This is a genomic window from Maritalea mobilis, assembly GCF_004363175.1.
Classification (GTDB): domain Bacteria; phylum Pseudomonadota; class Alphaproteobacteria; order Rhizobiales; family Devosiaceae; genus Maritalea; species Maritalea mobilis.
On record NZ_SNYR01000003.1, the window covers coordinates 90,413 to 112,132 of the forward strand.

Consider the following 21,720-nt stretch of genomic DNA (forward strand, 5'->3'; position numbering starts at 1 on the left):
CATATTTACCAAGCCAATTGGCTCTGCCTCTCACATAAAGAAATGAACCTGAACGTCACATGAAGGCACCTTGCAGCCTGCGCACGCACAAAAAGTGCCAACGCAGCGCAAAATAAAACCCAACGCGACAAGCGTTTGTTTTATTTGTGTTTTAGGAGAAATTTGAAGAAGAGATATATTGGTGCGGGTGGAGGGAATCGAACCCCCACTCCCGAAGGAACGGGATTTTGAATCCCGCGCGTCTACCAGTTCCGCCACACCCGCACTAAGGTGTTGGGCATGCGAAATATCGTAAAGTTTCGCCCCCGTCAATCACTGATTGACACTAATTTGAAACTCTTTACATCTAAACCCACTTTTTACCCGGTTTCTCGGGCAAAATTTAAGGATGTGCGTGTGATTAGAAAACTTTATGACTGGGTATTGGCTTTAGGCGCTTCAAAAGATGCACCAAAGGCTTTGGGCGCAATTTCATTTGCGGAAAGTTCTTTCTTCCCGATTCCCCCAGACATCATGTTGATTCCCATGGTGCTCGCCAAACGCGAGTCCGCATGGCGCTTTGCACTCATCTGCACAATCACATCTGTATTGGGTGGCCTATTTGGCTATTTGATCGGCGCATTCCTGCTCGAAGCAGTTGCCCAGCCGATTCTTGAATTTTATGGCTATTGGCACAAATTCGAAACTTTCCAAGAAGCCTTTAACGAATGGGGATTGCTGATCGTGTTCGTTTTTGGCCTCACACCTTTCCCATATAAGGTGATCACCATCGCCTCCGGTGCAACTGGCCTTAATCTGCCCATATTTATCTTGTCTTCCATAGTGGCGCGCGGCCTGCGCTTTTTCATTGTGGCAGGGCTTCTTTATTTCTTCGGCCCACCCATCAAAGATTTCATCGAAAAACGCTTGGGCCTCATGTTCTTCTTGGGCTGCGCATTGCTGGTTGGTGGCTTTATCGCCGTTAAATTCTTGTTCTAATGGGGGAAAATAGACCATGAACAATCTAAGTGTGAAAAATCTAACCGTCATTGGTTTTGGCCTTTCGACACTGACGATTCTCAGCGTCTATTTCTTCCAATATGTGATGAATTATCAGCCCTGCGAGTTGTGCTATGCCCAGCGCAATCCTTATTACATCGCCATCCCGATTTTGCTGTTGGCGCTGATTTTCTGGAAAAAGCTGTCAAAAATCATGATCACCACTTTGGTCTCTGCCATGTTGATCATCTTTTTGTGGAGCACTTATCAAGCGGGCTATCATGCAGGCGTGGAATGGGGCTTTTGGCCGGGACCAGATACCTGCACCGGCATTGGCGGTGGCATCAGCCTTGACCAGCTCAGCGATATTGACGGCTCACGCGTGGTGCCATGTGACCGCGCAAGCGTGCGCTTCTTCGGCCTCAGCTTTGCCGGCATGAACGCAATTGTGTCATTGGTCATTGCTGCTATCTTTGCACTGGCCACCAAAAAGAGCGTGCAAAAAATCGCTTAAGGCTCGAGCTCAATATCCCAATAAAGATAATCCATCCAACTCTCATGCAAATGGTTGGGTGGAAATTTGCGGCCATTGGCCTGCAAATCAAAAGTGGTCGGCCGATAAGGCATTTGCGTCGGCCACATATTGATGTCTTTCGGCATCTTATTGGCTTTGCGCAAATTACAGGGCGAACATGCTGTCACCACATTGTCCCAAGTGGTGCGCCCACCCCTTGAGCGCGGGATCAAATGATCAAAGGTCAGATCATCCTTTGAATGACAATATTGACATTCAAAATGATCGCGCAAAAACACATTAAAGCGCGTAAAGGCAGGATTACCTGTTGGCTTTACATAAGATTTGAGGCTCACCACGCTGGGCAGTTGCATCTCAAAGCTTGGGCTTTTGATCACCCGATCATAGTTGGAAACAATGTTCACACGCTCAAGGCAAACAGCTTTAATCGCGTCCTGCCAGGACCATAGAGACAGTGGATAATAACTCAGGGGCCGATAGTCAGCATTGAGTACCAGCGCCGGAAGAGATTCGGGTGACACATGCAGGGTCACGCCTTCCTCCTTAAAATGGAATCACTCGTTTTGAACTCGCCTTAACTATTGTAGGCAGAACATGTCATATATGTGAAGTCTTTGTTCCATTTTTGCGACGACTGCGAAAAGCAGAAGTGCTGGGATTTCTTTGAAAGGAAACTCGATAACTTACCCGCAACATTATCAATGCGATAACTTGCCTGCATCACCTTGAATAATCTCACCAATATGGTTTGCATGCAGCAATACTTGACAACCAGCAAATTTGGCAAATGCGGGGTCAGCCACGTCAATTATTTCCCCCTGCCAAATATGTTGATCAAGACGCGTCGCAACCTTCACCACTGCCTCAACATGCTCGTCCTCGTCCGCCATCAAAAGCCCCACCAGAACCAAATCGCCCGGCCCAACAAGCCGCTTGAATTTGAGCGACGGCAATGGAACATCCGGCGGATTATGCATCGCGAACAGAGCTAAATCTGCCAATTCAAATTGATCACGCTCTAAATTTGGAAAATCACCATCCGGCAAATCGATATATTGCTGCGCGTAGCTCTTCTGCAGTTTGGCACGATTCTTATCAATCGCGTCCAACTGGGCTTTTTCTTCCTGCTCTTGCTGCTTTTCTTTCAAATGCTCTTTGCGCAAAAAATAAAACGCGATGGCCAGCACCCCAGCGATCCATACCAGATTCAACAATATGCTCGGTGTCATGGCATGCCCCTATTGGATGAACCAGAAGAAGCTGAGCAGCGACAAAGCGATCACCAACTCGATCAACACATTGCGATGCTCAACCCAAAGCACCTGCCAATAAGGTCGATGCAGTGTATAGTCGAGATATTGTTGGACTAACCGATATTGCCAACTTGCCTGCCCTTGTTCATCGTCAATCTGGCGATGTAAATCTGCCAAGTTCAAGCGTGATTGCTTGCTCAAATTTTGCCCCGAAACACCTTTGATCGATTTACGCAGAAGTTGAAACGCATCATTCCCATTCGCTTCTTTAAACGCCAAAATCGCTTTTTGCTCTGGCGGGGTAGCTCGCGGATGCAAGATAATCAGTTGCCCAGCCGCCACCAACTGATCCTGCTCGATCAGCAAGGCAGCCAACCGACGCCGCAACGTAAAATTTTCGCGATAGATGGATAGCAGCCCGCGCAGGCGATCCAGCGCTTTATCCACATCACCATTCAACAAATCTTTTTCAATTCGACCATTAACCCGCTCAACATGGCGACGCTCAATGACACGCTGAAACCAATGTGGACGGAAAAGAGCTGCATATCCCGCAAAGCCATAGACAAACAGCAAAATCATGCCATGGAACAAACCGCCCCACAGCATCATTGCAACACCGACAAAGCCCCAAGCACTCTCATTGAATGCCTTAAACACCCAATAGCCGCCGCCAAGATAAAGCAGCAGCAAAAGCCCGTGGGTGATAAGTGGTGTGATGAGTGAACTGATTTGTAATTGAGTTGTGGGCGATGCCGCATCCTTGCGGGCTTGCTGAATCGCCCCGCGCAAATCAATGTCACTTTTAATCATCGTCTGTAGAACCTAGATTTATTCAGGGTTCTAATAGGGCGCAATTTCTGCGCCCGCGCAAGAATTATCAGGTGACCTTCTTCAAAAATTCACCCGCAAACTCAAGCCCATCCATGGAAATACCATGTCCTGTACCCGGGCACTTCTTCAAACGCACATCAAACCCTTGTGCGTCCAACGCAGTCGCAGCCTCAACACTGCCAGCAACGGGCACAACATCATCAACTTCGCCATGCACAAGGCAAACAGGTGGCTTGGATTTAATGGCGTCAGCCACATTTTCCACATCAACCATCTTGCCAGAAAAGGCAAGGATACCCGCCAGCGGCGTTTCAAACCGCAAGCCGGAATAAAGCGCCATCATCGCCCCTTGGGAAAAGCCAGCAAGAACCACATCGCCAAGCGTTAGCCCTGCTTCTTCAGTCCGCGCCAAAACATAGTCGCGCACAGTTGGATAAGCGCTTTCTGCGCCACGCGTATAGTCTGCGCCGATCCGCTCCACATTAAGCGGAAACCATTCATACCCCATCGGGTTCATGCTGCAACGATGCGGCGCGTTGGGCGAATAGAAGCCCACATGCGGAAAGGCATTCGCCCAATATTGCCCAAGCCCGATTAGATCTTGTCCATCTGAGCCATATCCATGCAACAAAATCACAAGCTTTTTTGCAGGCGCCCCATTTGCAGGGGCCAAAGTGGGGCCAGACAATTCAAGCGATGAACTCATAAAACAATACCTTCTTTATCTTTCAGCACAGCGAAATAGCGCCACATCAATCGCGATGCCGCCCCGCGATAGGGCGACCAGATCTCTGTTAACGCGCGCGTTTCTTTTTCTTTTGGCACATCTTCAAGCCCATTGATATGCCCCACCATCTTTTGCAACGCCAAATCGCCTGCGGGGAAAATGTCGGGGTGCCCCAGGCAAAACAGCAAATAGATTTCTGCCGTCCACGGGCCGATGCCCTTTAGTTTTGTAAGTTGCTCAATCGCCTCCTCAGGTGGCAAATGCACAAGCTGGTCAAATTGCAGCTCACCAGATTGCTCGGCCTCCGCCACAACGCACAGGGTGCGAAATTTACTGGCGGATAAGCCAGCACCGCGCACTTTTTCTTCAGGATGAGTTAAAAACTCAGCGGCGCACACATTTTCCATAAGTCCAGCAAAACGCCCCCAAATGGCAGACGCCGCAGCAACGGACACTTGTTGCCCCACCACAATCTTGGCCATGCCTTCAAACCCATCGGTCGACTCGCGCAATGGCACTTCGCCGCAGTCGGCGATCACAGATTTCAAGCGCGGATCACAAGCCGCCAACCCGTCCAAATGCGCCTCTAAAACCGCGCGGCTTTTCAATCGTTCTTTATGCATGGCGTTCGCTCGTGTATGAAGAAGGCAACTTTTCACTAGCTTTGACTTATGACAGCAAAAACACAACCCGTTTTCCGCTTTGCGCCTAGCCCCAATGGCCATCTACATTTGGGCCATGCCTATTCAGCGCTATTGACTAACAAAATTGCGCGCCATTTTGGCGGAAAAACTTTGCTGCGCATTGAAGATATTGATCAAGCCCGCTGCACACCAGAACTGGTCACTCAAATGCTTAGCGATTTGGAGTGGATTGGCTTTGAATTTGAAGGCACGCCAGAAATACAATCTGATCATTTCGAGCGCTATCGTGCCGCCGCTGACACCCTAAAACAGCGCGACCTGATCTATCCCTGCTTTTGCAGCCGCAAAGATATTCGCGAAAATGCCGACGGCCAAACCGATCCTGACGGCGCCCCCATTTATCCGGGCACATGCCGCCATTTATCATCAAGCGAAGTTGAAGAGAAATTAGCGCAAAATATCCCGCACAGTTGGCGACTGGATATGAAAAAAGCGCTGGTGGAAACCGGCGCTTTGACATGGCGTGAACTTCAGGCCGACCTTGAAACAATCAGTACCATTGAAGCTGATCCAATGAGTTGGGGCGATGTGATTTTGGTGCGAAAGGATACGCCAACCTCCTATCATCTGAGCGTGGTGCTGGACGATGCCGCCCAACAGATCACCCACATCACCCGCGGCAAAGATCTATATGCTGCCACATCGATCCATCGGGTGTTGCAAAAACTCTTCGCTCTTCCCGAACCGCTTTATCATCATCATGATTTAATCCGCGATGAAGCGGCAGAAAAACTGTCTAAATCAAAAAAGGCACAAAGCCTCAAGGAGCTGCGCGAGCAAGGCTGGAGCGCGCACCAGGTGCGCGCCGCCATTGGATTAGACTAAGCTGCACGCTTGGCCTTGATTTTCGCTAATTCATGTTCTGGCAACAGACTATAAGTTGTTTCCGCCACTGCGCGTTCAAACGGCGTGCCAAAATCCGAGCCTAAAATCGCATCCAGTTTGGGGTCCACCAATTCATGTGGCTCCTGCCACAAATAACGCATTTTGACGATTTCCCGCATCATGGGATTGAATACCGCCATCGCGTTGAACACCCACCACGGCAATTGCACCACCTTATAAGGCGTCGGCAAGGCAGCTTGGATCAAAGTAATCAATTCTTCGCCTGTCGCGCGGTAGCCCGCAAAATGGAAATTCTCATAGGCGTCCAATTGGTCGCGCTGCGCAGCAACCTTCTCAAATGCACGGCCTAAATCTGGTAAATAGGCCCAGCTATGCTTGGTTTTACCATCACAAATCCGCGTGATTTTGCCTTTGTGGAATTCCCGCGCAATCGCCAAATCAAACCAACTGCCCGTCGCATCAGGCCCAAAATAGTCACTGGCGCGGATCACAATCACCTGGAAATTATAGGTACGACCAGCCTCGACTAATTCCTTCTCCATCTGCACCCGAATCTCGCCCTTATCCGTGGCAGGGTTTTGCGGCAAATCTGGTGTTAGCCGATGATCCTTCGCGCCATAATTATAAACATTGCCAGCGAAGATAAGCGTCTTGCCGCTACCCTTCATCGCCTCAATCACCACCCGATTAAGCGCCACCGCGCCCTTTTCCATGTCGGCCCATTTATCATAAGGAAGGTTTAGCGCGTGCACCACCACATCCGCGCCAGAAACGGCACGTTGCACATCTTGCAGATTAAAGCCGTCGCCCTTCACAAATTCAAAACCATCGAATGGCGCGCGATTTTCGCGACCAAAGCCCTTCACTTGCCACCCGGCATCGATAAATGCTTTGGCGGCGAATTGGCCAATGCGACCGTTGATGCCCAAAATAGAAACTGTTTGCGTGCTGTTCTCAGTCATTTTCAAAATCCCTTCATTGCTGATGGGACTAAGATGATATATTCATATTCAAATGAAAATTGACTGAAACCGCATTTGGGATATTCAAATATGAATACCACGATAATTGAACCTGATTGGTTTTTGTGGCGATCCTTTCTTGCGGTGATGGAGGAAGGGTCGCTCTCCGCGGCAGCACGTAAACTGGGCGCGTCCCAACCCACCATTGGCCGCCATATCGAAGAATTGGAAAACAGCCTGAGCGCAGTATTGTTTGACCGCACCGGCCGCGGCTTAAACCCAACCCCTTTGGCGCATCAAATGCTCAATTCTGTGCGCGGCGCAAAGTCCGCATTGGCCGAGGCACAATTAATGGCCAGCGGCAGCACTCAAATGCTGGACGGCACCGTGCGGATCACCGCATCACAAGTGCTGTCTCATCATATTTTGCCAGGCATTTTGAAAAAGACACGGCAAACCTATCCCACCATTCAGTTGGAAATCGTCCCGTCCGATTCGGCAGAAAATCTTTTGCTGCGCGAAGCCGACATTGCCATCCGCATGTTCCGCCCCAGCCAATTGGATGTGGTCGCGAAAAAAATCGGCCTTGTGCCGCTTTGCGCCTGCGCCCACCAATCCTATCTCGATCGGCATGGAACGCCAGAAACCATCGACGATCTGTTCGGCCATGAATTATTGGGGCTCGATCGGCAGGAAGATATTATCAAAGTAGCGCGCATGATCGGGTTTGAACTTAAACGCGAAGACTTCGCTGTTCGCACCGACAGCCAAACCGCCATTTGGCAGATGGCGGCCCAGGGGCTAGGCGTCTCCTTCGCCCAAAAAAGCCTAATTGATAGCACGCCGGGCATGGTACGGCTGGTGCCAGAGTTGAACATTCCCCCCATGGAAATGTGGGTCGCCGCCCACAAGGAAGTGCATCGCGCAAAGCGCATCCGCGTCATTTATGACCTATTGGCCAAGGAACTTATCCCCTATACTAGCCACCAAATCACCTAACCAAAAAGATTGATGATGGATCAAATACTCAACTATCTCATTTTTGCGGCCATAGCCGTGGTCGCGATCATTCTTGGTGCTGGCCTGATCAATATGTTCCGTGGCGGCAACCCAAATCTCAGCCAAAAACTGATGCGCGCACGAGTGATTGCCCAAGCTGTCGCGCTGCTGCTTTTGTTTATTGCAGCATTCTTTTTTGCACCCAAATAGGAGGCGAAAATGGTCAAACTGAATAAGATTTACACCAAAACCGGCGATGATGGCACAACTGGCTTGGTTGTCGGCCCACGCCGTCCAAAATTCGATCTACGCGTGGCCGCCTATGGTACCGTGGACGAGGCAAACTCCACCCTTGGGTTGGTGCGCTTACACACAGCAGATCATAAGGAAATGGATCAAGTGATCTTGCGCGTGCAAAATGACCTCTTTGATCTCGGGTCAGACTTGGCAACGCCGGACACGGGCGAAGATCTGGGCTTTGAACCACTGCGGATCATCGCAAGCCAGGTGACTTGGCTGGAAGAAACCATCGACCAATTCAACGCGCATTTGGAACCCATCAAAAGCTTCACCCTGCCGGGTGGTTCAGCCTTGGCCGCACATCTGCATTTGGCCCGTACAATCGTGCGCCGTGCTGAGCGGGATGCCATTGAACTGAAAGCGCAAGAAGCAGATGTGAACGCGGAAGCGATTAAATATCTCAACCGCCTCTCAGATTTATTATTTGTCTTGTCACGCATCGCCAATGATAATGGCGCATCGGATATTTTGTGGGCGCCGGGCAAGCACCGCTAATCCACAAACAACAAGTGAGCGAAGCGCCTTATGTTTTTGCCTTTTTATGACCAAAACCCAAAGCGCTTCGTGATCAAGCCATATGTGAATTATGGCCTGATCCTCATCACAACACTCGCTTTCACCATTCAATATATCCTGCCACAAAATGCAGAAAACTATGTAATCGCAACGTTCGCCATGGTGCCCTATTGGTTTGCCGATGGCCGGATCGACCAAATCCCATTTGTGCCGGATGAATTCACCTTCATCACATACGCGTTCTTGCACGGAGATTGGCTGCACCTTCTGTCCAACATGCTGTTCCTATGGGTGTTTGGCGATAATATTGAAGATGCGTTGGGTCATGTCCGCTATTTGCTCTTTTATTTGCTTTGTGCGGCAGGTGGCGCGGGTTTGCATTTTCTGATGTTCCAAGGTGATCTTTCACCCTTGGTGGGCGCGTCAGGCGCTGTCGCCGGTGTCATCGGCGCCTATATTTTGCTGTATCCAAAAGTTCGCGTTTATGTGCTGGCGCGGATCATTGTGCCGCTCCCCTTGCCCATCCCCGCCCTATGGGTGCTGGGCGCGTGGATCATCATGCAATTTGTCTATGTGATCTTGCCGCAAACTGATTCGGTTGCATGGTGGGCTCATATTGGCGGCGTGCTGACGGGCATGGCCCTCGTGTTTTTGCTAAAACGCCCGGAAGTAAAACTCTTCCAAGGCTAGGCGGCACAACTAAAGCCCTGCGCCATCCAGCAGCAAACCCATATTGGTTTTCATTTTGCCATATAGGCCGGGCTCCCATTTGATCAGCGAGCCGATCAAATTTGTCCCCTCAAATTGGGTGATCAGGCCAAATGCAATTTGCGGCGCAATATCTGTTGGCTTGCCCTTCGTCAAAAGGGCCGTCTCAATCATTTCAGTGAGCAGCTGCTGATATTCCAAAAAGAAGCCCCGCACCATGTCTTTCGCTTGCGCGTCGCGCCCTGCGAAAGAATAGAACTCCAAACCGATCGCCACAAACACATCATTTTCCGCCAGCACTTCTTCTGTCTGATCAATCCATTCCATCAGAATTTGCCGAAAATCACCCTCGGTTTGCCGCAAATGATGCAACACATCCATATTTTGTTCAAAGAACCGCTTCATCAACGCGAAGATCAGATCCTCTTTGCTTTTGAAATAGAGATAAATGGTGGCTTTGCTCACCCCGGCGGCTAGGGCCACTTCCTCCAATTTGGTGGATTGCAACCCACTGCGCGAGAAAACCAACATGGCCGCATCTAAGATTTGAGGAATACGCTTTGCGCTCATATTGGGGCGGGGCATCAATCTTCCTTTTCCAAGAGTTTTGTCATGACACAATACTCGACTTGATCGTCCTCATATTGGGCCACCACCTGATAGCCCATATGCTGATAGATCGCTACATTTTGTGCATTTCCTGTTTCCAGCGCAACCGTGGCCGGTCTCTCAAGCAAATGATAAGCGGTTTCAAAAAGCTGTCGCGCCAGTCCCTGTCCCCGCGCACGCTCATCCACCGCGACAAATTCAACCACCAAGGCAGATTTATGCGGGTATATGTCGAACCGCCGCCGCTCGTGCTGCACCATATGCAAAGGCACCCGCAGGCCAAAAACCCGCCATTGCTGCCAAAACCAGCGCAGCAAAAACCGCAATGGCGGTGCATGATTGCCAAGGCTAAAAATATTACCACCGACAAACTCACCTTCACTTGTCGCAACAATCACTTGAGCTTGCGGCCAAGCGCGCAAGGTAATCTCAAACCACGCGCTTAACCGCTTTACGGCGTCATGCTGGCCAGCATTGACCAATGAAACCATCGCCTGATCTTGCGCGAAGGCACGCGCAAACATTTCAGCCAATGCTCGCCGCCCTTCGCCATTCCAGATTTTGACTTCGACAGACATCTAATTCTCCGGTTGGAATGGCGCTTCTTTGACAAGATGACCAAGCAATAATTTCAGCGCCAATAAGGGCAGCAGCCAATTCAAATTTGGCAGATTCATCATCGGCAGAAATGAGAGCAAGATAAACAGAGTGGCCACGCCAAACGCAACTGGCCGTTGCAAATATAACGGCGTAAAGAGGATCACTATTGTGCCAAACAATAAAGCACCCGCCGCCACAGCGAAAAACACCATAGGGTTCACAGCGAACAGAAAGGCCGCCAAGCCCAGATGCAATAAATGAGCGCAAACAAACACAAAATGCTGGCGCTTGCCATGGCCTTTTCGGTGATACCATCTCTTTGCTGCAGATGTCGCATTGGTGACAATACCGCCGCCTATATCCAGCGCGAGGATCACAACAAACACCCAATGCCAAGCGGAATAGGCTGCATTCGCGCCCTGCCAAAATAGGAAAACAAGCGCTGCTGCAATCACGGCGCCTAAGCCCAACTGCACATATTCCTCAGCCTGAGTGGCGCCAGGCCCAACAAATTTATCCCAACTGCCTGATAGTCCTTTTCGCGGTGCTGGTGGTTCCCAATCTACAAACATCATACTGACTTTCTAAAATAACTGACTAGTCAGTAATAAATAAATTTTACGAAAGAAGCAACAGATTTACAACCGATAGAAAAGCGGCCAGCATTTCCAATCCTGAAAAGCCCAAAGAAAAAGCGCACCGAAGCGCGCTTTTAAAGTTCACAATCTTGAGCAAGCTAGGCGTTTTGCAACTCTTCCAAAATCTGGTCGATAATTTTGTAGCCAGAACCCCAGCCATTATCCATGCCGCGCATCATATTGGCGAAAGTCTCATTCTCTTCTGGCGTCGCCTCAAAGGGCACCTGAACCATAGTCACAATGGTTTTGTCGCCCATTTCTTTAAACGTCACTGTGGTGTGCAGCACCCTAGGCCAATTGGGCATCATCGGGCTGGAAACAACATTCCAATCCTTATCCGCGGAACAATGGTGCCAAACAATTTTCTCTTCTGGCTCCACTTCTTTGAACTTCATCACCGATAAGTCCGACTTATCACCCATAACCATTTCATTGCGCCACTCGCCGCCTGGCTTTAGATCAAATTGGTGGATGATCGTTTCAATATTTGGACCATACCATCGCGATAACAATTTGGGATCAGTCCAAGCCTTCCACACCAAAGATCGCGGCGCATCAAATTCTCGCTTAAACACATATTCTGCTGGGTTACTCATCTTTCCCCTCCTCCTTCTGGGCTTTGAGTGTCACCAGCAATTCGTCAAGCTGATCAAAGCTGTCACCCCAAAACCGTTTGAAATAATTAATCCACTCCACGGCTTCCGCCATGGGTTCTGCATTTAGTCGCGCTGGGCGACGTTGCTCATCAATGGCACGCTCAACCAAACCCGCTTTTTCCAACACTTTTAGATGCTTTGAGATTGCGGGCTGACTTATCTGAAATGGCGCCGCCAACTCACCAACAGATGCTTCCCCTTCCGCTAAACGCGTCAACATGGCGCGACGTGTCGGGTCTGCCAAAGCAGCAAAAATTGCGTCTAAATCCGCTGAACTTTTTCCATAACCAATCTGTTCCATAACTATATGGTTATAGAAAATTTTGTGGATGTCAAGCTTGATCCAAATTATGATTATTAATGGCTTATTAATCTTGAATTGCGAGACTGTGGCCAACTGAAAGCTAGGAAGGCCATTCAGATGGATATGTCATTGGTGACACAAGCCGTTGCCATGCAGTCAGCTCAGCGCCAAGAACAAGCGCAAATGTTGATGGTTAAAGCGGCAAACGACATGCAAAAAGCCATGATCAACATGCTTGATCAGGGGTTGGCAAATGCCAAAGCCATGCCCGCACCTGGCACAGGCACCATTGTCGACAAATCTGCATAAATTTCCCACTGGTCAAATCACCAAAAGCCTCATAAAAATTGGCACATTACCAATTTAAGACCATAGGCTTTTTATGTCCCGCTCCGTAAAAGAACGCATGCTCGCTGGCGAACCCACCTTGTCGGGCGACCCTGAACTTGGCGAAATTGCCGCGCGGTCGCGCCGCGCTTGTTATGCCTTCAACACAGCCCATCCCGATGATGAAACACGCATGGAGCATTTGCGCAGCATTTTGGGCAAAGCGGGAGAGCAATTCTGGGTGGAGCCACCCTTTTATGTTGATTTTGGCGAAATGGTCGAAATTGGCGAGAAGGTGTTTATCAACACCAATTGCGTCATTCTGGACAGCTGCAAAGTCACCATTGGCAATGATGTTTTGATTGCCCCCAATGTGCAAATCTTAGCGGCTGGACACCCTATTCCTGCCAACGAGCGCATGGTTTATCCTTTTGAAGATGAGCCCGACCGGATGAACTTCGTCAATCTGGCAGCCCCCATCACCATCGGCAACGGATGTTGGATTGGCGCAGGCGCAATCATCTTGCCAGGCGTCACCATTGGCGACAGAACCGTGATCGGTGCTGGCGCCGTCGTCACCAAAGATATACCCGCGGATAGCCTAGCCGTTGGCAACCCAGCACGCGTGATCAAAAAGATTTAGCTTTCTTGCGCCAAGTCCAATGCGGCTTCAACAAACGCCTTTGCGTCGTCGCCATGCCATGCGGCAGGTCCAGCCAAAACGCCCCATTCGCACCCATCCGGGCCCAAAATAAGCGTGGCAGGCAAGCCTAACGCCACGCCGCGCTTCTTCAACACTTCAAACGCATCAAAGGTCGGGTCACGATGCAGCGGCAATTGGCTGAGATTTTCCTCATCCATAAACTTTTGCGCTTTGGCAAGGCCATCATCGCCAATGTCTAGATTGATGGTGGCAACCGTAAAGCCTTTATCGCCATAATCCTTTTGCAGCGCTTCCAGCTCAGGCATTTCAGCGCGACACGGCGCACACCATGTGGCCCAGAAGTTCACCAAAGTGACGTTCCCCTCAAAAGCGTTGAATCCCACTTCATCACCATTTTCATGGATAAAGCTGATTTCATCGTAGCGCGCGCCCTTGGCAGTAACTTGCACCGCGGCCAAATCACCGACCGCCTTTTCATCCAATGCCGTTTGCACAGCAGGGTTTGCGGGGCAAGAATTGGCCATTGCCGTACCATTTCCACCATTGTTCCCATTGCTAACCCACACGGCGGTCGCTATAGCTACGACAATTGCAGTGGCCGCGCCGATGGAAATGCGCTTTTTGACGGCATTTTCAGCCCCATTTCCGCGATCATTGCCGTTTGGATTTGATGGTTGAGAGGACATAGGTTCTCCTAAAAGAGGGTACAATGAGCAACAAAATGTGGGGTGGCCGTTTTGCCACCGGTCCAGATGCGATCATGGAAGAAATCAACGCCTCCATCGACTATGACAAACGCTTCCACACGCAAGATATTGCTGGCTCAAAAGCCCATGCGGAAATGCTGGCCAAGGTCGGCATCCTGACCCAAGAAGATAAAGATGCAATCATCTCTGGTCTAGATCAGGTACATGACGAAATTGCCGCAGGCACGTTCACTTTTTCGCGCGCGCTCGAAGATATTCATATGAATGTGGAAGCGCGACTGAAAGAAATCATCGGCGAACCTGCAGGTCGGCTGCACACAGCCCGCTCACGTAACGACCAAGTGGCCACCGATTTTAAACTCTATGTCCGTGACTGCATCGACACTTTTGTGACCCAAATTCAAACCTTGCAGTTGGCCATGGTTGAACGCGCCGAAGAACATGCGGATAGCGTGATGCCCGGCTTCACCCATTTGCAAAGCGCACAGCCCGTAACCTTCGGTCATCATATGATGGCTTATGTGGAAATGCTGGGCCGCGATGTTGGCCGCTTTCAAGATGCACGCAAGCGGCTGAATGAAAGCCCGCTCGGCAGCGCCGCACTGGCAGGGACTTCGTTCCCGATTGATCGTGAGATGACAGCTGAAGCCCTAGGCTTCGACCGTCCAACCGCGAATTCGCTCGACGCTGTGTCTGACCGCGATTTTGTGTTGGAAACATTAAGCGCCGCCAGCCTGTGCGCCATGCATTTGTCGCGTCTATCCGAAGAGTTGGTGATTTGGTCCACCGCGCAGTTCCGCTTTGTGCGCCTATCAGACAAATTCTCAACCGGCTCTTCCATTATGCCCCAAAAACGCAACCCGGATGCCGCTGAGCTGATCCGCGCCAAAATTGGCCGCATCACAGGTGCTTTGGTGTCGCTAATGACGGTGATGAAAGGCCTTCCCCTCGCCTATTCAAAAGATATGCAGGAAGATAAGGAAGTCAGCTTTGACGCTTTTGACAGCCTTTCACTTTCACTTGCCGCAATGACAGGCATGATCAAAGATTTGCAGGTCAACAAAGACGCCATGAGCGATGCGGCGGGCGCAGGCTTTGCCACGGCAACAGATTTGGCCGACTGGTTGGTACGCGAGGCGAATGTGCCCTTCCGCGATGCCCACCATATCACCGGGTCAGCCGTTGCCCGGGCCGAGGAAAAAGGCTGCGATCTCGCGGGCCTCACCATTGAAGACTTCAAAGAAATCGATCAACGCATCGACGCAAGGGTCTTTAAGGTGCTGACCGTGGAAGATTCCGTGAAAAGCCGCACCTCTTTCGGCGGCACATCTCCTGCCAACGTAAAAACCGCAGCCGCCATTTGGCGCGACCGCCTCACCAGCGCATAAAGGGCAACTATGGTACATCATTTTCAATATCGCCACGGCGAGATGTATGCTGAAGATGTGGCAATTGCTGACATTGCGTCAGAAGTGGGCACACCTTTTTACCTTTATTCACGCGCCACCTTCACGCGCCATATCAAAGTGATGCAGGAGGCTTTTGCCGATCGCCCCACCCTTGTGGCCTATGCCGTGAAAGCCAATTCAAACCAGGCGATTTTGAAACTGGTGGCCAGCCTTGGCGCAGGTGCTGACGTGGTATCCCTCGGCGAATTGATGCGCGCCGAGCGCGCTGGCATTCCACCGGAAAAAATCGTCTTTTCTGGTGTCGCCAAAACCCATGAAGAAATCGCCTATGCCCTGAATTTGGGCATTAAATGTTTCAATGCCGAGAGCGAACCGGAACTGTTGCGCATCAATGAAGTGGCAAAATCTTTGGGCAAGATTGCGCCAGTTTCCGTGCGTATCAACCCAAATGTCGACGCCAAAACACATGCCAAAATCTCCACCGGCAAAGCGGAAAATAAATTCGGCATCCCATTTGAGCGCGCGAATGAGGTTTATCAACTGATTGCAGACTGCGATCATTTGCAGGCGGTGGGCATTGATATGCATATCGGCTCACAAATCACTGATTTGGAGCCCTTCGACAATGCGTTCAAATTGATGGCAGAACTGGTCGAGAAACTCAGCGCTGCGGGCCACAAAATCAAGCACATCGATGTGGGCGGCGGCTTAGGCATTCCTTATGACAATTCCAATCAGGTGCCGCCAGAGCCCATGGCATACGCCCAGATCGTGCGCAAAAATCTCAACCATCTGGATTGTGAAATCGTGCTCGAACCCGGCCGCATGGTCGCTGGCAATGCGGGCATTTTCATCACCAAGGTTGAATATGTGAAAGAAGGCGCGGAGCGGCAATTTGTCATCGTGGATGCGGGCATGAACGATCTGCTACGCCCAACGCTTTACGAAAGCTATCACACGGTTCAACCAGTCAAGGAAGATGCGCAATTGCAAGATCGGATTGGCGATGTAGTCGGTCCCGTTTGCGAAACCGGCGATTATATCGCCAAAGGCCGTCACCTACCGCACGTGCAAGAAGGCGATCTCCTCGCAGTCATGAGCGCCGGTGCCTACGGCGCCGTTATGTCTGGCACCTACAACACGCGCCCCCTATGCGCGGAAGTTTTGGTCGATGGCGACCAATTCCACACCATCCGCCCGCGCCAAACCTACGAGGATTTAATCGGACAGGACTCTGTGCCGGATTGGTTATAAAAAAAGCCCCGCATTGCGGGGCTTTCTTTTAATTCAGTATCCAATTGACGTTTGCATTAGGTGCTAAGCGCCCAATTGCTGCGCCAAGGTAATGGTCGAGGCTTCGCGTCCGTCCAGTGCTTCTTTCACTTTCGCGCGAATATCGGCCAAGGTGAAGGGCTTCGGCACCACATCATGCACCAGTGCATCAAGTCCATGGGCCCGTTCGCGTTGATCAGCGAAGCCAGTCATCAGCAAAATGGTAACATCAGGAAATTGATCGGCCACACGCAAGGCAAGCGCAATACCGTCCATCACGGGCATTTTAATGTCTGAGAGCAACAGATCAAATGCACCTTCATGTTCCAACATGGCTTCGGCGGCCAGCCCACCATCTTCAGTCGCCAGCACGGCATGACCGTCCATCTCTAGCGCGCGCGCCACAAATCCGCGTACGCTTGGGTCGTCTTCCGCCAACAAAATCCGTGCCATACCCGTTACTCCTTACCCACGTCCCTGTTTAATTTTTGAATTGTTCAATTTGTTTTGTCTGACTGCCAATCCAAAAATGAAAGTGTTACACGCCGCACATCATTAGGCGGAGATAGCAATTGAGTTGAAAACTCAAATGATCCACCTGCCTCTAAGACGGATACTCCCGGCGTCATGTTCCATTCGTAAATGACAGTATCGTCATCTCTAACCAGCGCCACCCTAATGGGGGGTAAATATGCAATCTTGCTGGTCACATTTTGAATGTCGCCGGTCACGTTTAAAACCTCGTGTCCGTCCTTCCATGACCGAATTGTACGCACATTTGCGAAATCAAGTCCAACAACATTCACATTTGTGCCGAACAAACGATAGAGGCTGGCCATCTCTGGATAAAGCCGAACCACCTCAACCCTAAAGGAAAATAGCCCCAAAAGAATCACCGCAGTCAGCGCCAAACAAGTCGTGGTGATCATTCGCCGTGTGCGGGCCATCGGCAAACCGCGGGCAATGTCACGATGGCGCTTGGCCACCCGCCGCGCCCGCTTCATACGGTCGATACGCGTGCGCCGCCTTGTAGCGTAAGATGCTGATTCCATTACATCATCATCTTCGGCATTGTAAATTTTGCCACCAGTGCCATCGGTGCCTGCGCCTTTAGATTTTTTGGCACCGCCCTTTTTGGCGTCCTGCCCGTCATCCAACGCTTCAATCTCTTGGTCTAAAGATTTTTCTTCGCTGTCAGCAACTTTTGCGCCAGCATTTTCAGCATCTTCTTTTGCTGTTTCTTCGGCTTTTGACTTCTCTGGACGTTTTAGCGGGTCTAAACCCTCTTCTTTCATCGCATCATCAAGCAAACGCGAAAAATCATCCGAATCATCTGCAAGTTCTACTTCGCGCACTTCCACCGGTTTTGGCTTTGGTGGCGGCTGCATAGCACGCCATGATTCGGCACAGTTTGCGCACTGCACCACACGACCAGATTCCCCAATAGCTTGGGCTGCCACTTCATATTCGGCATTACAATTTGGGCATACGATGATCATGGGTAACTAAAGACGCTTTTCCAACACTCAAACGCCATCTTAGCCCGGAGAATCTTAACACTCCGAAAAAACCGGACTAGCTTTCACCCAAACAATGCTTCATCACTGCTAAAATGGTTGCCAAATAGTGATTCGGGAGTTGCCAGTGATCGAATTTGATGATGTGGGTCTGCATTACGGCACAGGTCCAGAGATTCTAAAAAATCTCAATTTCAAAATTGACCCAGGTTCCTTTCATTTTCTCACCGGACCTTCTGGTGCGGGCAAAACATCCTTGTTGCGCCTTTTGCTGCTGTCATTGCGCCCCACGTCAGGGCGTCTCAACATGTTTGGCAAAGATGTTTCTGGACTAGACAAAGAAGGCCTTATGGCGATGCGCCAGCATATCGGCATCGTGTTTCAGGAATTCCGTCTGCTGGACCATCTCACCACTTTTGAAAATGTTGCATTGCCCTTAGCGGTACGTGGCGAGCCGGAAGCCTCTTATCGATCTAACGTGAAAGAACTTCTAGATTGGGTGGGCCTTGGCCATCAAATCAATGCGCGCCCTGAATTATTGTCCGGTGGTGAAAAGCAACGCGCCGCCATTGCGCGGGCAGTGATTGCCAAACCGGAGCTTTTGCTTGCCGACGAACCAACAGGCAATGTGGACCCAGAATTGGCAGAACGTTTGCTGCATTTATTTGTTGAACTCAACCGCATGGGCACAACCATTATTCTTGCAACCCACGAATTGCATTTGCTGGATCAATTCCGTTTCCCAAGATTGCAATTGCAAGATGGCGAGGTGAGCATTCATGATTGATCAGTTTCTAAATCGCAATCGCACCGAAATCGCCATTGTGCCGCGTTCATCCATCGCGGGCCGCACCCTCGCCTTACTGGTCGCCATTATGACCTTTTTGAGCTGCGTGACATTTGGCGCCGTTTATCTGGTTCAAAATTCGGCCATCGCTTGGTCATCCGAAGTGGGCCGCGAAATCACGATTCAATTGCAGCCGGTGGATGGCGATGAGATGACCTCCAATGTGCGCACGGCAATCGCGCTCGCGTTGGACAGCCCTGGCGTAGGCAGCGCCAAAGAACTCACCATTGAAGATAGCGAGCGCCTTTTATCACCTTGGTTGGGCGATGAGTTCGATTTGGAAGGCTTTGATCTGCCGCGTTTGGTGGTTGTGCATTTGTCCAATCCAAATGCCTTTGATCAAGCGGCACTAACCGCAAAGCTGGAACAATCCGTACCCGGCGCCACCATCGACACCCATAAAGCGTGGCAGCAAAAACTAAACGCCATGTCAGGCACCATCGTGTTTTCTGGTCTATTGGCGTTGATGTTGATTATGGCAGCGACAATTCTTGCTGTTATCTTCGCCACCAATGGCGCTATGGCCTCAAACCGAGAAATTGTTGATGTGCTGCATTTTATCGGCGCGCCAGACCGTTATATTGCAAGCGCTTTCCAATCCCGCTTTTTCGCCATTGGTTTACAAGGCGGCATCGTTGGCGGCGCAGCGGCGCTGATCTTCTTTATTCTCGCTGGCATCATCACCAATTATCTCTTACCAAGCCAAAGCGCTGAACAGGTGGAACTGCTTTTTGGCCAATTCTCTTTGGGCTGGCTGGGCATTTTTGGCTTGATCATTGTTGTGGCCATCATTGCCGGGCTGACAAGCATCACCTCCCGCATTACAGTACATCGCTTCTTGGCACAGGTCGCGCCTTAGTCGCGGCCTCATTGATCCGATCTGATAGGCAGCACACATGATTGTCCAAACCATCCGCTCATTGATTTTCTATGTCTTTTTTATTGGCATAACGACCCTCCTTGCCATTCCAATGGGCATCTATTCTTTGGTCGCACCTAAATTTTCGGGCTATCCGATCGTTTGGCTTTGGTACAATTCCAACCTGTTTTTCCTCCGCCTCTTTGTGGGCATTCGCTCCAAAATTGAAGGTGAAGAAAACTTGCCGGAAGGCCCATGCATTATTGCGTCGAAACACCAGTCTGACTGGGATATTTTTGCTTTGTTGCCTGCAACAGGAAAACGCCCTTCCTTCATTGCCAAAAAGCAACTTTTGGACATTCCATTTTTCGGCTGGGCGGCGCGCAACTTCCACACCATTTCGGTCAACCGCAAAAAAGGGCGCGAAGCTTTACCTCAAATGATCGAGCAATCCAAGGAAGCCATCAAGCATGATTGCCGCATCGTTATTTACCCCGAAGGCACCCGCAAAGCGCCTTTAGCCGAGCCAAACTACAAATGGGGCATCGCAAAACTATATACGGAATTGAACATACCCGTAGTGCCTGTGGCCCTTACATCGGGTCTATATTGGCCCCGCAACTCCTTGGTGTTATGGCCGGGCACAGCCCGCGCACGCTATCTTGAACCCATCGAACCCGGTCTGGACGCAAAAGAATTTCACGAGAAATTACAAAGCGTTATTGAAGCTGAAACCGACAAAATGATCTTCGAAGATTTGGAAAAAGGCATCAGCCTACCCATTTCCGAAGCGTTCCAGTCTCGCATCGACCAGCGCAAATCCGCATAACTACTAGATATTGACAAACTGCCGCCACAATTCATAAATATAGTCCATACTATAAAGTTTATTGACGAAATGCGGATTTTGTTCTAGTTTTGTTCCGTACCGCGACGCCAGAGAAAGTTGGGGAGCTTGCGAGGCCGTTATGACCGATGGGACACTTTATCCATTTGAAACCACTCAAGGTGGAGCTGAAGAGGCTTACGTCTCTTCTTTGAATGTGCAAACAACATCAGAAACAACCCAATATGCAGATCCCGACGAAGATGCAGCTAAACCTGTATCCTTTGTTGGCCGCTCTGGCAAAACTTATGCTGCAAAGCCAACCCAGCTAGAGAATTTGCGCATTCGTGACGATCAATTGTGCCTGCTTTGCGTACGCAATCAGCAATCTGAAGATATTTTGTGGGTCGGCTCTGGCCAAAGCCTTGTGCATGACCAGCCAAATCGTGCTGAATTTTTGGATGTGGTGAATAAGGCAGATAAAGCCTACATCATTGAAATTGTAGATAGTGCCGAGCAATCCTTGGCCAGCTGGGATTTATCAAACACCCATCACAATTTACCCCACGCTGCCTGAACATTATCACATCACTGCAATTCAACTATTTTGCAGTGCGTTCACCAGTGCATCTAAGCTTGGGTCTTGAATGCCCAACTCAACCAAATGCGCATGGGTGTTGACCACATATTCAATGTTCGGCCCTGCTTGGCCTTGCCCCTGCTGCACCAACTTTAATTGCTCAACATGGCTCAATCGCCCTGCATATTGTTTATGGCGCGGATCAGCCAAATAAACCAGCGCATCCACATGCCGCCCATCATCTAACGCCACACGGCGCAGCGTTTCGCGATAAACCCCATTTTGCTGCTCGCGCGCATGCAGATAGGCATATGTTTTATCCCATTGCTCTGGGTCAACTTCAAATGCCATGCCACGACAAGCGCCACCGCGGTCTAAACCAAACACCAGCCCAGGGCATTCTTCGGTGCCACGATGGGTGAAGGAGTAAATGCACAACTGGCGGTGGGCACCGCGCAAAAGCGCTGGCTTCTTGCTTAAAAAATCAAAGCCCGGACGCCAGATCAACGAGCCATAGCCAAAAACCCACTTTCCCATTAATTC

30 protein-coding genes, 1 tRNA gene and 1 pseudogene are annotated in these 21,720 nt (G+C 50.3%); 15 read left to right on the plus strand and 17 right to left on the minus strand.

Going from position 1 to position 21,720, the window contains the following annotated elements; all coding sequences use genetic code 11:
* Positions 1 to 179: 179 nt before the first annotated feature.
* Positions 180 to 264, minus strand: a tRNA-Leu gene (locus tag ATL17_RS13065).
* A 132-nt stretch (positions 265 to 396) separates the two neighbouring features.
* On the opposite strand from ATL17_RS13065, the gene ATL17_RS13070 reads away from it, so the two are divergent.
* Positions 397 to 978: a YqaA family protein gene (locus tag ATL17_RS13070; RefSeq protein ID WP_133573275.1), complete on the plus strand. Its 582-nt coding sequence runs from the start codon at positions 397 to 399 to the stop codon at positions 976 to 978.
* Positions 979 to 994: 16 nt separating this feature from the next.
* On the plus strand, positions 995 to 1,492 hold the full coding sequence (locus ATL17_RS13075) for a disulfide bond formation protein B (protein WP_133573276.1): 498 nt from the start codon (positions 995 to 997) through the stop codon (positions 1,490 to 1,492).
* Here the strand turns inward: ATL17_RS13075 and ATL17_RS13080 are convergent.
* The 5 genes from ATL17_RS13080 to ATL17_RS13100 form a co-directional block, all read right to left on the minus strand.
* Complete coding sequence (locus ATL17_RS13080; protein ID WP_133573277.1) at positions 1,489 to 2,046, minus strand: HNH endonuclease; 558 nt, start codon at positions 2,044 to 2,046, stop codon at positions 1,489 to 1,491. The two genes, ATL17_RS13075 and ATL17_RS13080, sit on opposite strands and share 4 nt — an antisense overlap.
* A gap of 165 nt (positions 2,047 to 2,211) precedes the next feature.
* Positions 2,212 to 2,742 (minus strand): hypothetical protein, encoded by a 531-nt coding sequence (locus ATL17_RS13085; protein ID WP_133573278.1) that lies wholly within the window; start codon positions 2,740 to 2,742, stop codon positions 2,212 to 2,214.
* Positions 2,743 to 2,751: 9 nt separating this feature from the next.
* The gene (locus tag ATL17_RS13090; protein ID WP_133573279.1) at positions 2,752 to 3,579 is read right to left on the minus strand and encodes a tetratricopeptide repeat protein; all 828 of its coding nucleotides are present in this window, start codon (positions 3,577 to 3,579) and stop codon (positions 2,752 to 2,754) included.
* A gap of 67 nt (positions 3,580 to 3,646) precedes the next feature.
* Entirely contained in the window at positions 3,647 to 4,306 is a 660-nt protein-coding gene (locus ATL17_RS13095) for an alpha/beta hydrolase (RefSeq protein ID WP_133573280.1), read from the minus strand.
* On the minus strand, positions 4,303 to 4,950 hold the full coding sequence (locus ATL17_RS13100) for a DNA-3-methyladenine glycosylase family protein (protein WP_133573281.1): 648 nt from the start codon (positions 4,948 to 4,950) through the stop codon (positions 4,303 to 4,305). The genes ATL17_RS13095 and ATL17_RS13100 overlap by 4 nt, the downstream gene beginning before the upstream one ends.
* A 48-nt stretch (positions 4,951 to 4,998) precedes the next feature.
* Between ATL17_RS13100 and gluQRS the strand changes: the two genes are divergently transcribed.
* Entirely contained in the window at positions 4,999 to 5,856 is an 858-nt protein-coding gene (gene gluQRS / locus ATL17_RS13105; protein ID WP_133573282.1) for a tRNA glutamyl-Q(34) synthetase GluQRS, read from the plus strand.
* Here the strand turns inward: gluQRS and ATL17_RS13110 are convergent.
* Positions 5,853 to 6,839: an NAD-dependent epimerase/dehydratase family protein gene (locus ATL17_RS13110; protein ID WP_133573283.1), complete on the minus strand. Its 987-nt coding sequence runs from the start codon at positions 6,837 to 6,839 to the stop codon at positions 5,853 to 5,855. The two genes, gluQRS and ATL17_RS13110, sit on opposite strands and share 4 nt — an antisense overlap.
* 90 nt (positions 6,840 to 6,929) lie before the next feature.
* Here ATL17_RS13110 and ATL17_RS13115 point away from each other — a divergent pair, with 90 nt between their 5' ends.
* The 4 genes from ATL17_RS13115 to ATL17_RS13130 are packed head-to-tail and all read left to right on the plus strand — an operon-like array spanning position 6,930 to position 9,344.
* Positions 6,930 to 7,838, plus strand: a complete 909-nt coding sequence (locus tag ATL17_RS13115) for a LysR family transcriptional regulator (protein ID WP_133573284.1) — start codon at positions 6,930 to 6,932, stop codon at positions 7,836 to 7,838.
* Positions 7,839 to 7,850: 12 nt separating this feature from the next.
* Positions 7,851 to 8,048 carry a twin transmembrane helix small protein gene (locus ATL17_RS13120; protein WP_342775948.1) on the plus strand — a complete coding sequence of 66 codons (198 nt, stop codon included), beginning with the start codon at positions 7,851 to 7,853 and terminating at the stop codon, positions 8,046 to 8,048.
* Positions 8,049 to 8,057: 9 nt separating this feature from the next.
* A complete protein-coding gene (locus ATL17_RS13125) occupies positions 8,058 to 8,633 on the plus strand; it encodes a cob(I)yrinic acid a,c-diamide adenosyltransferase (RefSeq protein ID WP_133573285.1) in 576 nt (191 codons plus the stop codon).
* A 30-nt stretch (positions 8,634 to 8,663) separates the two neighbouring features.
* Positions 8,664 to 9,344 (plus strand): rhomboid family intramembrane serine protease, encoded by a 681-nt coding sequence (locus tag ATL17_RS13130; protein WP_133573286.1) that lies wholly within the window; start codon positions 8,664 to 8,666, stop codon positions 9,342 to 9,344.
* A 9-nt stretch (positions 9,345 to 9,353) separates the two neighbouring features.
* Here the strand turns inward: ATL17_RS13130 and ATL17_RS13135 are convergent, their stop codons facing one another.
* The 5 genes from ATL17_RS13135 to ATL17_RS13155 all read right to left on the minus strand — a co-directional run bounded on the left by ATL17_RS13135 (position 9,354) and on the right by ATL17_RS13155 (position 12,166).
* Complete coding sequence (locus ATL17_RS13135) at positions 9,354 to 9,947, minus strand: TetR/AcrR family transcriptional regulator (RefSeq protein ID WP_133573287.1); 594 nt, start codon at positions 9,945 to 9,947, stop codon at positions 9,354 to 9,356.
* Positions 9,947 to 10,549, minus strand: a complete 603-nt coding sequence (locus ATL17_RS13140; protein ID WP_133573288.1) for a GNAT family N-acetyltransferase — start codon at positions 10,547 to 10,549, stop codon at positions 9,947 to 9,949. Before ATL17_RS13140 ends, ATL17_RS13135 begins: the two co-directional genes overlap by 1 nt.
* On the minus strand, positions 10,550 to 11,146 hold the full coding sequence (locus tag ATL17_RS13145; RefSeq protein WP_133573289.1) for a hypothetical protein: 597 nt from the start codon (positions 11,144 to 11,146) through the stop codon (positions 10,550 to 10,552).
* 161 nt (positions 11,147 to 11,307) lie between these two features.
* Complete coding sequence (locus tag ATL17_RS13150) at positions 11,308 to 11,805, minus strand: SRPBCC domain-containing protein (RefSeq protein WP_133573290.1); 498 nt, start codon at positions 11,803 to 11,805, stop codon at positions 11,308 to 11,310.
* Positions 11,798 to 12,166 (minus strand): ArsR/SmtB family transcription factor, encoded by a 369-nt coding sequence (locus ATL17_RS13155; RefSeq protein ID WP_133573291.1) that lies wholly within the window; start codon positions 12,164 to 12,166, stop codon positions 11,798 to 11,800. The genes ATL17_RS13150 and ATL17_RS13155 overlap by 8 nt, the downstream gene beginning before the upstream one ends.
* 120 nt (positions 12,167 to 12,286) lie before the next feature.
* Between ATL17_RS13155 and ATL17_RS13160 the strand changes: the two genes are divergently transcribed.
* On the plus strand, positions 12,287 to 12,478 hold the full coding sequence (locus ATL17_RS13160; protein WP_133573292.1) for a hypothetical protein: 192 nt from the start codon (positions 12,287 to 12,289) through the stop codon (positions 12,476 to 12,478).
* Positions 12,479 to 12,551: 73 nt separating this feature from the next.
* Positions 12,552 to 13,139, plus strand: a complete 588-nt coding sequence (locus tag ATL17_RS17175) for a sugar O-acetyltransferase (protein ID WP_133573293.1) — start codon at positions 12,552 to 12,554, stop codon at positions 13,137 to 13,139.
* Here ATL17_RS17175 and ATL17_RS13170 read toward each other — a convergent pair.
* Positions 13,136 to 13,846: a TlpA family protein disulfide reductase gene (locus ATL17_RS13170; RefSeq protein ID WP_133573294.1), complete on the minus strand. Its 711-nt coding sequence runs from the start codon at positions 13,844 to 13,846 to the stop codon at positions 13,136 to 13,138. The genes ATL17_RS17175 and ATL17_RS13170 overlap by 4 nt on opposite strands.
* Positions 13,847 to 13,869: 23 nt before the next feature.
* On the opposite strand from ATL17_RS13170, the gene argH reads away from it, so the two are divergent.
* Entirely contained in the window at positions 13,870 to 15,255 is a 1,386-nt protein-coding gene (gene argH, locus ATL17_RS13175) for an argininosuccinate lyase (protein WP_133573295.1), read from the plus strand.
* 9 nt (positions 15,256 to 15,264) lie between these two features.
* Positions 15,265 to 16,530: a diaminopimelate decarboxylase gene (lysA, locus tag ATL17_RS13180; protein ID WP_133573296.1), complete on the plus strand. Its 1,266-nt coding sequence runs from the start codon at positions 15,265 to 15,267 to the stop codon at positions 16,528 to 16,530.
* 63 nt (positions 16,531 to 16,593) lie between these two features.
* On the opposite strand, the gene ATL17_RS13185 is transcribed toward lysA, so the two are convergent.
* The 3 genes and pseudogenes from ATL17_RS13185 to ATL17_RS17255 form a co-directional block, all read right to left on the minus strand.
* Positions 16,594 to 17,001 carry a response regulator gene (locus tag ATL17_RS13185; protein WP_133573297.1) on the minus strand — a complete coding sequence of 136 codons (408 nt, stop codon included), beginning with the start codon at positions 16,999 to 17,001 and terminating at the stop codon, positions 16,594 to 16,596.
* Positions 17,002 to 17,045: 44 nt separating this feature from the next.
* Positions 17,046 to 17,936, minus strand: a complete 891-nt coding sequence (locus tag ATL17_RS13190; RefSeq protein WP_246028721.1) for a hypothetical protein — start codon at positions 17,934 to 17,936, stop codon at positions 17,046 to 17,048.
* A 12-nt stretch (positions 17,937 to 17,948) separates the two neighbouring features.
* Positions 17,949 to 18,047, minus strand: a pseudogene (locus tag ATL17_RS17255) (zinc-ribbon domain-containing protein); the annotation flags it as partial.
* Between the two features lie 145 nt (positions 18,048 to 18,192).
* Between ATL17_RS17255 and ftsE the strand changes: the two are divergent.
* The 4 genes from ftsE to ATL17_RS13210 all read left to right on the plus strand — a co-directional run bounded on the left by ftsE (position 18,193) and on the right by ATL17_RS13210 (position 21,174).
* Positions 18,193 to 18,852: a cell division ATP-binding protein FtsE gene (gene ftsE, locus ATL17_RS13195; RefSeq protein WP_133573299.1), complete on the plus strand. Its 660-nt coding sequence runs from the start codon at positions 18,193 to 18,195 to the stop codon at positions 18,850 to 18,852.
* A complete protein-coding gene (locus ATL17_RS13200) occupies positions 18,845 to 19,771 on the plus strand; it encodes a cell division protein FtsX (RefSeq protein WP_133573300.1) in 927 nt (308 codons plus the stop codon). The genes ftsE and ATL17_RS13200 overlap by 8 nt, the downstream gene beginning before the upstream one ends.
* Before the next feature lie 37 nt (positions 19,772 to 19,808).
* The gene (locus ATL17_RS13205; protein ID WP_133573301.1) at positions 19,809 to 20,600 is read left to right on the plus strand and encodes a lysophospholipid acyltransferase family protein; all 792 of its coding nucleotides are present in this window, start codon (positions 19,809 to 19,811) and stop codon (positions 20,598 to 20,600) included.
* A 139-nt stretch (positions 20,601 to 20,739) separates the two neighbouring features.
* Positions 20,740 to 21,174, plus strand: a complete 435-nt coding sequence (locus tag ATL17_RS13210; RefSeq protein ID WP_133573302.1) for a hypothetical protein — start codon at positions 20,740 to 20,742, stop codon at positions 21,172 to 21,174.
* A 21-nt stretch (positions 21,175 to 21,195) separates the two neighbouring features.
* Here the strand turns inward: ATL17_RS13210 and ATL17_RS13215 are convergent, their stop codons facing one another.
* A complete protein-coding gene (locus tag ATL17_RS13215) occupies positions 21,196 to 21,714 on the minus strand; it encodes a gamma-glutamylcyclotransferase (RefSeq protein WP_133573303.1) in 519 nt (172 codons plus the stop codon).
* Positions 21,715 to 21,720: the final 6 nt, after the last annotated feature.